This is a genomic window from Acinetobacter cumulans, from assembly GCF_003024525.3.
Lineage (GTDB): Bacteria > Pseudomonadota > Gammaproteobacteria > Pseudomonadales > Moraxellaceae > Acinetobacter > Acinetobacter cumulans.
The window spans coordinates 3,164,581-3,176,935 of record NZ_CP035934.2; the positions used below are offsets into that span (position 1 = coordinate 3,164,581).

Genomic DNA, 12,355 nt, shown 5'->3' on the forward strand with positions numbered 1-12,355 from the left:
TTAAAGACCGTTAAATTCATCACTAAATGCTTGGCTTAACGCTTGATCTACATCAGAGAAGTCATTGTGAAGCTCAAGCTCTGCAGCTTCTGCTTCTTGACGACGACGTTCTAAATGGTAAGCAAGACCAGTACCCGCTGGGATCAGACGACCCACAACAACGTTTTCTTTCAGACCACGTAAATCATCTTCTTTACCTGTTACAGCAGCTTCAGTTAACACACGAGTTGTTTCCTGGAACGATGCAGCAGAGATGAACGAGTCAGTAGAAAGCGATGCTTTCGTGATACCCATTAATTGACGTTCAAACTTCGCAGGGAATTTGTTTTGTGCAAGAACAGCTTGGTTCTCGCCCATCACGCGGATGTAATCCACTTGTTCGCCTTTAATGAAGCTTGTATCACCGCCGTCAGTGATATCAACTTTACGAAGCATTTGACGTACGATAACTTCAATATGCTTGTCGTTGATTTTTACACCTTGGAGACGATATACGTCTTGAACTTCGTTCACGATGTAGTTGGTCAATGCCACTTCGCCTTTCAGACGTAAAATGTCATGCGGGTTTTGTGGACCATCAGAAATCGTTTCACCACGGTTCACATGTTCGCCTTCGAACACGTTAATGGTACGCCATTTCGGAATAAGCTCTTCGTAGATCTCAGAACCATCATCCGGAGTAATTACTAAACGGTTTTTACCTTTAGTTTCTTTACCAAAGCTTACAACACCTGAAATCTCAGCAAGAATTGCATGCTCTTTTGGTTTACGCGCTTCGAACAAGTCAGCTACACGTGGCAAACCACCGGTAATATCACGAGTACGTGAAGATTCTTGCGGTACACGACCAATAACGTCACCCACACCAATTGTTTCGCCATCGCGAACAGTTAGGATGGTGTTTTGTGGCAAGAAGTAGAACTGTTCAGAACCATCTGCCTGATCCAATACAACTGCCGGACGCATATCTTTACCTGACGCAGGACGTGAAGTCACTGGCAAGATTTCGATAGTGGTCATACCTGTTGCATCATCAGTTTTCGAAGTAACAGTTACGCCATCAGCGATTTGGCTGAAACGTACTTTACCCGCGAATTCTGTAACAAGTGGATGTGTATGCGGATCCCAAGTTGCAACGATACCGCCTGCTTCAACTGACTCACCATCTTTAATGATGATTGATGCACCGTAAGGGATTTTATAACGTTCGCGTTCACGACCGATGTCATCCGCAATACCGATCTCACCTGAACGAGATGTCGATACCAAGTGGCCTTTTGCGTGTTGTACTGTTTTCACATTGTGGAAACGTACTGTACCTTTGTTACGTACTTGGATGCTGTTGGCAGCAGAAGTTCGGCTTGCAGCACCACCCACGTGGAATGTACGCATTGTTAACTGTGTACCTGGCTCACCAATTGATTGAGCAGCCATTACACCCACAGATTCACCTGGGTTTACCAAGTGACCGCGTGCCAAGTCACGACCGTAACATTTCGCACACACACCGAAAGTCGATTCACAGTTTACAACTGAACGTACTTTAACTTCATCGACACCTTGCTCTTCTAAGTAGTTTGCAAGTTTTTCATCAATGAGCGTATTACGTGGAAGAATCACGTCATCAGAACCTGGTTTCTTCGCATCTTCAGCAAGTACACGACCCAATACTCGAGTACCTAAGTTCTCGATAACGTCGCCACCTTGAATGAATGGAGTCATTACTAGACCGCCAAACGTACCACAATCAGGCTCAGTAATGACTAAGTCTTGTGCAACGTCTACCAAACGACGAGTTAAGTAACCAGAGTTCGCAGTCTTCAATGCTGTATCGGCCAAACCTTTACGCGCACCGTGTGTTGAAATGAAGTACTGAAGTACGGTCAAACCTTCACGGAAGTTTGCTTTAATTGGTGTTTCAATGATCGAACCATCTGGTTTCGCCATCAAACCACGCATACCCGCTAACTGACGAATCTGAGCTGCCGAACCACGGGCACCTGAGTCAGACATCATATAGATCGAGTTGAATGATTTTTGCTTCTCGTCTTCACCCTGTTTGTTTTTAACAGTTGTGTAAGACAAGTTGTCCATCATCGCTTTCGCTACTTGGTCGTTTGTACGCGCCCAAATATCGACAACTTTGTTATAACGTTCGCCGGCAGTTACGAAACCTTGTTCAAACTGTTGTTCGATTTCACGAACTTCAGCTTCTGATTTCGCAATAATCGCTTCTTTGTTTGGTGGAATAAGCATGTCTTCCATACCCACCGAAACGCCAGAACGAGTTGCTTGACGGAAACCCAAGTACATCAATTGGTCAGCAAAGATAACAGTATCTTTCAAACCTAATTTACGGTAGCAAGAGTTAATAATCTTAGAGATGTTCTTTTTCGTCATCTCAACGTTGATTTGTTGGAAATCCATACCTTCAGGTACAACTTCCCAAAGCAAACAACGACCAGGTGTTGTGTCTACAACAATCGTTTGATGCTCACGGTTACCGTTTTCATCAATTACTGTTTGATGCACACGTGCTTTAACACGCGCATGTAGATCAACTTGACCCGTTGCAAGTGCACGGTTTACTTCGTCAGTATCCGCAAACACCATGCCTTCACCTTTGGCATTGATTGCATCACGCGTGATGTAATACAAGCCCAAGACAACGTCCTGAGAAGGTACGATGATTGGCTCACCGTTCGCTGGAGACAAGATGTTGTTTGTAGACATCATTAACGCACGAGCTTCTAATTGAGCTTCAAGTGTTAATGGAACGTGTACCGCCATTTGGTCACCGTCGAAGTCGGCGTTAAATGCCGCACAAACTAACGGGTGAAGACGGATCGCTTTACCTTCAATCAGAATAGGTTCAAATGCTTGAAGACCTAGACGGTGAAGTGTTGGCGCACGGTTCAACATCACTGGATGTTGACGAATTACAGATGCAAGAACGTCCCAAACTTCTGGAGTTTCGCGCTCAACCATTTTCTTCGCAGCTTTAATGGTTGTTGCTTGGCCAGATGCTTGTAGTTTAGCGAAAATGAATGGCTTGAATAATTCAAGTGCCATTTTTTTCGGAAGACCACATTGGTGTAAACGTAAAGATGGACCTACGGTAATTACAGAACGACCAGAGTAGTCAACACGCTTACCAAGTAAGTTTTGACGGAAACGACCTTGTTTACCTTTGATCATATCTGCCAAAGATTTAAGAGGACGTTTGTTCGAACCAGTAATCGCACGACCACGACGGCCGTTATCTAACAATGCATCCACAGACTCTTGTAACATACGTTTTTCGTTACGTACGATAATGTCTGGTGCTGCAAGGTCAAGAAGACGTTTTAAACGGTTGTTACGGTTGATCACACGACGGTAAAGATCGTTCAAATCAGAAGTCGCGAAACGACCACCTTCAAGTGGTACTAACGGACGAAGATCTGGTGGAAGAACTGGAAGTACAGTCAACACCATCCATTCTGGTTTGTTGTTCGAATCTTTGAACGCTTCCATCAACTTCAAACGCTTAGAAGCTTTCTTAAGCTTAGTTTCTGAAGTTGTATTTGGAATTTCTTCACGTAGGCGTGAGATTTCGTTTTCAAGATCGATGTCTTTCAACAAGTCTTGAACCGCTTCAGCACCCATTTTCGCTGTGAATTCGTCACCGTGTTCTTCTAACGCATTGAAGTATTCTTCATCGTTAAGAAGTTGGTATTTCTCAAATGGAGTCATACCCGGATCTGTTACAACGTAAGATTCGAAATACAATACGCGTTCGATATCACGTAGCGTCATGTCTAAAAGAAGACCGATACGGCTAGGAAGTGATTTCAAGAACCAAATATGCGCAACTGGAGATGCAAGCTCAATGTGACCCATACGTTCACGACGAACTTTCGCAGTTGTTACTTCAACGCCACATTTTTCACAAATGACGCCTTTGTATTTCATACGCTTGTATTTACCACACAAGCATTCGTAATCTTTTACTGGACCAAAGATTTTGGCACAGAATAAACCATCACGTTCTGGTTTGAACGTACGGTAGTTGATGGTTTCTGGCTTTTTAACTTCACCGTGAGACCATGACTTAATCATTTCTGGTGACGCAAGACCAATACGGATGCGATCAAACTCTACAGGAGCATGACCGTCTGAATCCGTCTTTTTGCGCATGATATCGAGCAAGTCTTTCAATTTTTTTCTCCGTGTGTCGGGGAGATTTTCACTCTACGACTGGGTCACAAATATTGTTTTTTAACTGAGAAATCCCCCTTGCCCCTCTTTATTAAAGAGGTGAGAAGCACTGCTTCGCAAGGGAGATTAAATGGAACTAATTAGTCACCATTTTTCAGTTCAATGTTGATACCTAAAGAACGGATCTCTTTGGTCAATACGTTGAACGATTCAGGCATACCTGGGTCCATATAATGGTTACCATCTACAATGTTTTTGTAGATACGGGTACGACCTTCAACGTCATCCGACTTCACAGTTAGCATTTCTTGAAGCGTGTATGCTGCACCGTAAGCTTCTAGTGCCCAGACCTCCATCTCACCGAAACGCTGACCACCGAATTGAGCTTTACCACCCAATGGCTGTTGCGTTACTAGAGAGTAAGAACCAGTAGAACGCGCATGCATCTTGTCATCTACCAAGTGGTTCAGTTTCAGCATGTACATGTAACCTACAGTTACAGGACGGTCGAAACGTTCACCAGTACGGCCATCATACAATACTGTTTGACCAGTACGTGAGATGTTCGCAAGTTCAAGCAATTCTTTGATTTGGCCTTCTTCAGCACCATCAAATACAGGAGTCGCTAAAGGAACACCTTTACGCAAGTTACCTGAAAGTACTAAGATTTCTTCATCAGTTAAGCTATCAAGATCTTCTTGTTCGCCACCAACTTTGTTGTAAATCTTGTCTAAGAATGCACGAAGCTCAAGTACAGTACGTTGCTCTTGCATCATCTTGTCGATTTGATCGCCAAGACCTTTTGCAGCCATACCCAAGTGAGTTTCTAGAATCTGACCCACGTTCATACGTGAAGGTACGCCTAGCGGGTTCAATACGATATCAACAGGTACACCGTTTGCATCGTGAGGCATGTCTTCTACAGGTAAGATGTTAGATACAACACCTTTGTTACCGTGACGACCCGCCATTTTATCACCCGGTTGGATGCGACGTTTTACAGCTAAGTAAACTTTAACAACTTTCAATACGCCAGTTGTAAGTTCATCACCTGTAGAAAGTTTGCGTTTTTTCTCAGCAAATTTCTCATCAATTTCAATGCCCTTCTCTTTTAAGAACACTTGAATTTGAGTTAAACGTTCTGCAATACCTTCGTCAACTGGCTGGATTTCCAACAAGTCTGGAAGTTCTAAACCAGTCAATAAATCTTCTGTTAATTTATCGCCACGTTTAGTTGTACCGCCACCATTAGATTCTTGACCTTTCAACAGGCGAACAATACGTTCACGTGCTGCTTCTTCGAAGATTTTGAATTCTTCTTTCAAGTCTTTACGGTATGCATCAAGCTGTGCTTTTTCAATTGCTTGAGCACGTTCATCTTTTTCAAGACCGTCACGTGTAAACACTTGAACGTCAATTACTGTACCTTTAACACCTGAAGATACACGTAAAGATGAATCTTTCACGTCAGCTGCTTTTTCACCGAAGATTGCGCGAAGCAATTTTTCTTCTGGTGTTAACTGCGTTTCACCTTTAGGCGTTACTTTACCAACAAGGATGTCGCCAGCAGTAACTTCTGCACCGATATAAACGATACCTGATTCATCAAGTTTAGAAAGCGCAGCTTCACCCACGTTCGGGATATCGGCAGTGATTTCTTCAGCACCAAGTTTAGTATCACGTGCTACACATGATAATTCTTGGATATGAATCGAAGTTAAACGATCTTCTTGAAGTACACGCTCAGATAAAAGAATCGAGTCTTCGTAGTTGTAACCGTTCCAAGTCATGAACGCTACACGCATGTTTTGACCAAGTGCAAGCTCACCGCCATCTGTAGATGGACCATCAGCAAGTACGTCGCCACGTGCAACTTTGTCACCTAAACGTACAACAACGTTTTGGTTAATACATGTGTTTTGGTTCGAACGTGTGTATTTGATCAAGTTGTAGATATCTACACCTGCCTCACCCGCTACCATCTCTTCTTCGTTCACACGAATCACGATACGTGATGCGTCAACAAATTCGATACGACCGCCACGACCAGCAAGTACACACACACCAGAGTCATGTGCTACGTTTGCTTCCATACCGGTACCAACAAGTGGCTTATCGGCACGCAAAGTCGGAACAGCCTGACGTTGCATGTTTGAACCCATCAACGCACGGTTGGCGTCATCGTGTTCAAGGAATGGAATAAGTGACGCTGCCACAGATACAACCTGCTGTGCAGATACGTCCATGTGCGTTACTTTTTCTGGAGGCATACGTACGAAGTCACCTTGGTGACGAACAGATACGAATTCTTCTAGTAGGCTACCATCTGCATCAACTAGAGAATCGGCCTGTGCAATGACAGTACCTACTTCTTCAATTGCAGATAAGTATTCAACGTCATCTGTTACGCGACCATCAACAACTTTACGGTATGGAGTTTCCAAGAAACCGAAGTTGTTACATTTTGCATATACAGAAAGCGAGTTGATCAAACCAATGTTTGGACCTTCAGGCGTTTCAATTGGACATACACGACCGTAGTGAGTTTGATGTACGTCACGCACTTCGAAGCCTGCGCGTTCACGAGTCAAACCACCTGGGCCCAATGCTGATACACGACGTTTGTGTGTAATTTCAGACAACGGGTTGTTTTGATCCATGAATTGAGACAATTGGCTTGAACCAAAGAATTCTTTGATTGCAGCTGCCACTGGCTTCGCATTGATTAAATCTTGCGGAGACAAGTTATCAGTTTCAGCTTGGCTTAAACGCTCTTTAACAGCACGTTCAACACGAACTAGACCAACACGGAATTGGTTTTCAGTCATTTCACCAACAGAACGAACACGACGGTTACCCAAGTGATCGATGTCGTCGACTTCGCCTTTACCGTTACGGATTTCAACTAATGTTTTTAATACATCAGTGATGTCGCTATTCGAAAGAATACCTTCAACTGCACGTGATTTTTGGTCTGTACCTACTTCGTAAGGACGACCTAAACGACGGTTGAACTTCATACGACCAACAGGAGACAAGTCATAACGTTCAGAAGAGAAGAACAAGTTATTAAACAAGTTTTCTGCAGCTTCTTTTGTTGGTGGCTCGCCTGGACGCATCACTTTATAGATTTCTACAAGTGCTTCTTCACGGCCAGTTGTTGTATCTGCACGTAATGTGTCTGCAATGAATGAACCGCGGTCGATGTCATTGGTAAACAATACGTTAAACTGTTTAACACCGCCTTCAGCCAATTTCACCATGATTTCATGGCTCAATACAGTATTGGCAGCAATTACTTCGCCGTCACGTAAAGCAACGTCTTCAGCAATAATACGCTCGTATAGGTATTCATCAGGCACTGATAATTTTTCTAAGCCAGATGCTTCCATTTGACGAACGTGGCGCGCGTTAATACGTTTACCTTGTTCTACAATTACTTTGCCATCAGCACCAGCAATATCAAACTGCGCCATTTCACCACGTAGGCGTTCAGGCACTAGATCGATTTGGTAGCTACCCATATCTAGGTATACAGGCACTTTCTCGTAGAACATATCGAGAATTTGTTCGTTGCCATAACCAAGCGCACGTAAAACCACAGTCGCAAGTAATTTACGACGACGGTCGATACGTACATAAACAAGGTCTTTCGCATCAAATTCGAAATCCAACCATGACCCACGGTAAGGAATGATACGTGCTGAGTAAAGTACTTTACCGCTTGAGTGTGTCTTGCCTTTATCGTGGTCAAAGAACACGCCTGGCGAACGGTGCAATTGAGATACGATTACACGCTCAGTACCATTGATGACAAAAGTACCGTTGTCGGTCATGAGTGGCATTTCACCCATGTACACTTCTTGTTCACGTACGTCTTTGATTGATTTCGTTTCACGATCTTTGATGATCAAACGAATTTTTACACGCATTGGTGCCGCAAAAGTTGAGCCACGAAGAATACATTCGCGCACATCAAATTCTGGTTTACCAAGACTATACTCAACGAATTCTAAAGCAGCATTGCCAGAATAACTTTCAATAGGAAAAACTGAACGAAATGCGGCTTGGAGACCGATATCTTCGCGGTTTTTTGGAGTTTTACCGTCTTGCAAGAAAGTTCGGTACGAGTCGACTTGGATCGCGAGCAAGTACGGAACATCCATCACTTTGGGCAATTTACCAAAATTCTTACGGATCCGTTTCTTTTCGGTATATGAGTATGCCATCTGGAGTCCTCGGAAAGTAAACTGAACCCGCCTGCAGAACGGGTTCAGAAAGAATTACGCAGGCCGATATGGCCACCACTTTTACAAATGCTGCAATTTATAGTGGTATTAAAACGCTTAACAATATTTTTTAGAACTGAAAAATATTGGTAAGCGTTTGATCATTATGTTTATTTTCAATTTGTATGAATTTTATATCATGCAAACAAAAATCGAGCCGATTATTGTAACGCAAAAAGGCTGATGACCCAAGGGGCACCAGCCATTTTCTGGAGCCGGTTATAAAAAAACCGACTCCTCTTAAGATTACTTAAGTGTAACTGTAGCACCAGCTTCTTCAAGTTTCTTCTTAAGTTCTTCGCCTTCTTCTTTAGAAACGCCTTCTTTAAGAACTGCAGGTGCGCCTTCAACCATGTCTTTAGCTTCTTTCAAGCCAAGGCCAGTAGCTTCACGAACTGCTTTAATTACAGCAACTTTGTTCGCACCGAAAGAAGTCAACTCAACGTTGAATTCTGATTGTTCTTCAGCAGCAGCAGCAGCAGGACCAGCAGCAGCTACAGCTACAGCAGCAGCAGAAACGTTGAATTTCTCTTCGAAAGCAGAGATAAGTTCAACAAGTTCAAGAACAGTTTTTTCAGCAACTGCGTTTAGGATTTCTTCGTTTGTTAAAGCCATGAGAGTAACTCCAAATGGGTATTGAATGGTGTGTAAATTGATTTAAGCTTATGCAGCTTCTGACTCGTTTTTCTCTTTGAGCGCAGTAATAAGGCGACCCAATTTCGAAATAGGAGCTTGAAGAACGTTTGCAAGCATAGTAAGCGCTTTTTCTTGGTTCGGAAGATTCGCGATAACGCTAACTTCAGCACCAACGTAAACTTTGCCATCAAATGCAGCAGCTTTAAGTTCAAATGCTTTGTTAGTTTTAGCAAATTCTTCGAACAAACGAGCAGCAGCACCCATGTCGTCTTCAGAAGTTGAGAAAGCTAAGATTGTTGGGCCAACAAGGTTGTCGTTCAAGATATTGAATTGAGTATCTTGAAGAGCGCGTTTAGCCAAAGTGTTACGAACTACGCGAGTAGCAACACCTAGTTTACGAGCTTCAACACGTAGAGCAGTTAATTGCTCAACAGTTAAACCTTGGTAGTCAGCAACAACAGCAGCAAATGCAGTAGAAGCAACTTCAGTTACTTCAGCTACGATCTGTTTTTTGCCTTCGATAAGAAGAGCCATTGTAAAACCTCCTAACGGTGATTTATGCATCTATACAGATGCACTCCCAATTCGTAAATCCAATTTGGATTTACACGCGGAGGAGGAACAAATCACACCACCGCGTCTACTCAGGCTGGAGGATTAAGAAAGAAGCATAAAACTTCTCTCGCCCGAGGTCTTTGACGCTGACAAATTTACATTTATCAATTCAAAGTTCGCCTAAGTTTGCAAAATACGACAGTGCGTTTCTTGCGTAAGTTTTAAAGCAATGCTTTAAAACTTACTCAGGGCTTTAAAATTCTGTAATAAGTCGAAACTTATTTAGAAACGTTTGCTACATCAACGATCAAACCAGGACCCATAGTTGAGCTCAAAGTGATCTTTTGGATGTAAACACCTTTAGAAGTAGCAGGTTTTGCTTTCTTAAGGTCAGCGATAAGCGCTTCAACGTTTGAACGAACAGCTTCAGCAGTGAAACCTACTTGACCGATCGCAGCGTGGATAATACCAGCTTTGTCTACGCGGTAACGTGCTTGACCAGCTTTTGCATTTTTAACTGCAGTCGCTACGTCAGGAGTTACAGTACCCACTTTAGGGTTTGGCATTAAGCCACGTGGACCAAGGATTGTACCCAATTTACCAACAACGCGCATTGCATCTGGAGCAGCAATTACTACGTCGAAGTCAAGGTTACCCGCTTGGATGCTTTCAGCAAGGTCATCAAAACCAACTACGTCCGCGCCTTCAGCTTTAGCAGCTTCAGCAGCAGCGCCTTGAGCAAACACAGCTACACGTACAGTTTTACCAGTACCTGCAGGAAGTGTAGTCGCGCCACGAACAACTTGGTCAGATTTACGAGGATCAACACCTAGGTTTACAGCAACATCCAAAGATTCTTTGAATTTAGCTGCAGGAAGACCTGCCAATACAGCAACAGCTTCTTCTAGCGTGTAAACTTTATGCGCTTCAACAGCAGCAGCAATGGCTTTTTGACGTTTAGTTAACTTTGCCATGTCTTATAGCTCCACTTCCAAGCCCATAGAACGCGCAGAACCAGCAATGGTACGTACACGAGCGTCTAAATCAGCACCAGTAAGATCTGGTTCTTTAGTAGTCGCAATTTCTTCTAGTTGAGCGCGAGTTAGTTTACCTACTTTAGTTTTGTTAGGTACACCTGAACCCTTTTGGATACCAGCAGCTTTCTTAAGAAGAATCGCAGCAGGTGGAGTTTTCATGATGAATGTGAACGACTTGTCGTTGTACACAGTGATCACTACTGGAATTGGAAGACCAGCTTCAACTTTTTGTGTCGCAGCATTGAATTCTTTACAGAATGCCATGATGTTAACACCACGTTGACCTAGTGCAGGACCAATCGGTGGAGATGGATTTGCTTTACCAGCTGGAACTTGCAGCTTGATATAGCCGTCAATCTTCTTAGCCATTTCAATTACCTCTGGGTACTAGCGCCGATTAAGGCTCCCCATCATTTACAAGTAACGATACCGTTACAACAACAATGCCCGATCCATATTAAATAGACCGAGCCGTTTCAACCAAAACCGATTAAATTGTTTTTTCGACTTGTCGAAATTCCAACTCAACTTGTGTTGGTCGATTAAATACATTAATCGTTAGCGTTAAGCGTGATTTCTCGTATAGAACTTCTTCCACCACACCTTTAAAGTCTGTGAATGGACCATCAATAACGAGTAACTCTTCACCTGGTTCAAACATCGTCTTAGGACGAGGTGCTTCACCCTTGTTGTGCACGCGCGCAAGAATAGCATCAGCTTCTCTTTGCGTAATTGGGGCAGGCTTTTCAGCAGTACCACCAATGAAACCTAATACTTTTGGACATTCTTTAACAATGTGCCAAGTTTCATCATTCATTTCCATTTCGACTAATACATAGCCAGGAAAGAATTTACGCTCAGATTTGCGTTTCTTACCGTCCTTCATTTCCACTACTTCTTCAGTAGGGACAAGAACTTCACCAAAGCTATCGGCAACAGCGCTACGCTGGATTCGATCATTAAGTGAACGCATCACTTGTTTTTCATAACCTGAATAGGCATGAATAATGTACCAACGTTTCATAGCTCTCTTACCCGATAATAAACTTCATTAACCAGCCTAAGATGTAGTCAAAGCACCATAATAAAATAGAAGCTATCACTACAACTGCAAGAACTTGCCAAGATGTGGTCACAGTCTCTTGCTTTGTCGGCCAAGTCACACGACGTAACTCAATTCGCGAATCTTTTAATAAGCGAACAAAGCCTTTGCCTTGATGGGTGGCGTATAATAAACCTAAAGCCACAACGATACAAGCCAAAATTACCCCAACACGCACCCAAACATCATTCGCTGGCGCCCAATATGCTGGTAAATATTGACTTACCATCATTGCTCCAACCAATAAAATCAAGGCGATAACCCATAGAATCACATCTATCGGAGAACCAGACTTCACAACTTCAACAGGATTATTTCTTTGAGGAATTGCCGCTTCGCTTATCGCGTCACGTGATTTATCATTCGACATTTTTGTACTCGTCGTAGGATTCGCGACTTATTATATGACCAGTTTCACCAGCATCAAGCTTCTTTTTTAAAAATTTGGCAGGCCAGGAGGGACTCGAACCCCCAACATTCGGTTTTGGAGACCGACGCTCTACCAATTGAACTACTGACCTTTAGCACAAATCGAG

General features: G+C 43.1%; 8 protein-coding genes and 1 tRNA gene. All 9 read right to left on the reverse strand.

What is annotated here, in order from left to right:
- The 9 genes from rpoC to C9E88_RS14895 all read right to left on the reverse strand — a co-directional run bounded on the left by rpoC (position 1) and on the right by C9E88_RS14895 (position 12,340).
- Positions 1-4,200, reverse strand: coding sequence for a DNA-directed RNA polymerase subunit beta' (gene rpoC, locus C9E88_RS14855; protein WP_106985566.1), 4,200 nt, complete (start codon positions 4,198-4,200; stop codon positions 1-3).
- Between the two features lie 140 nt (positions 4,201-4,340).
- Positions 4,341-8,429 (reverse strand): DNA-directed RNA polymerase subunit beta, encoded by a 4,089-nt coding sequence (rpoB, locus tag C9E88_RS14860; RefSeq protein ID WP_106985567.1) that lies wholly within the window; start codon positions 8,427-8,429, stop codon positions 4,341-4,343.
- A gap of 306 nt (positions 8,430-8,735) precedes the next feature.
- Complete coding sequence (gene rplL / locus C9E88_RS14865; RefSeq protein WP_106985568.1) at positions 8,736-9,104, reverse strand: 50S ribosomal protein L7/L12; 369 nt, start codon at positions 9,102-9,104, stop codon at positions 8,736-8,738.
- 48 nt (positions 9,105-9,152) lie between these two features.
- On the reverse strand, positions 9,153-9,659 hold the full coding sequence (gene rplJ / locus C9E88_RS14870; RefSeq protein WP_106985569.1) for a 50S ribosomal protein L10: 507 nt from the start codon (positions 9,657-9,659) through the stop codon (positions 9,153-9,155).
- Between the two features lie 299 nt (positions 9,660-9,958).
- Positions 9,959-10,654 carry a 50S ribosomal protein L1 gene (rplA, locus tag C9E88_RS14875; RefSeq protein WP_106985570.1) on the reverse strand — a complete coding sequence of 232 codons (696 nt, stop codon included), beginning with the start codon at positions 10,652-10,654 and terminating at the stop codon, positions 9,959-9,961.
- Positions 10,655-10,657: 3 nt separating this feature from the next.
- Positions 10,658-11,086: a 50S ribosomal protein L11 gene (gene rplK, locus C9E88_RS14880; protein WP_106985571.1), complete on the reverse strand. Its 429-nt coding sequence runs from the start codon at positions 11,084-11,086 to the stop codon at positions 10,658-10,660.
- Positions 11,087-11,207: 121 nt separating this feature from the next.
- A complete protein-coding gene (gene nusG / locus C9E88_RS14885) occupies positions 11,208-11,741 on the reverse strand; it encodes a transcription termination/antitermination protein NusG (RefSeq protein WP_106985572.1) in 534 nt (177 codons plus the stop codon).
- A gap of 7 nt (positions 11,742-11,748) precedes the next feature.
- A complete protein-coding gene (gene secE / locus C9E88_RS14890) occupies positions 11,749-12,189 on the reverse strand; it encodes a preprotein translocase subunit SecE (protein ID WP_106985573.1) in 441 nt (146 codons plus the stop codon).
- Between the two features lie 75 nt (positions 12,190-12,264).
- Positions 12,265-12,340, reverse strand: a tRNA-Trp gene (locus C9E88_RS14895).
- Positions 12,341-12,355: the final 15 nt, after the last annotated feature.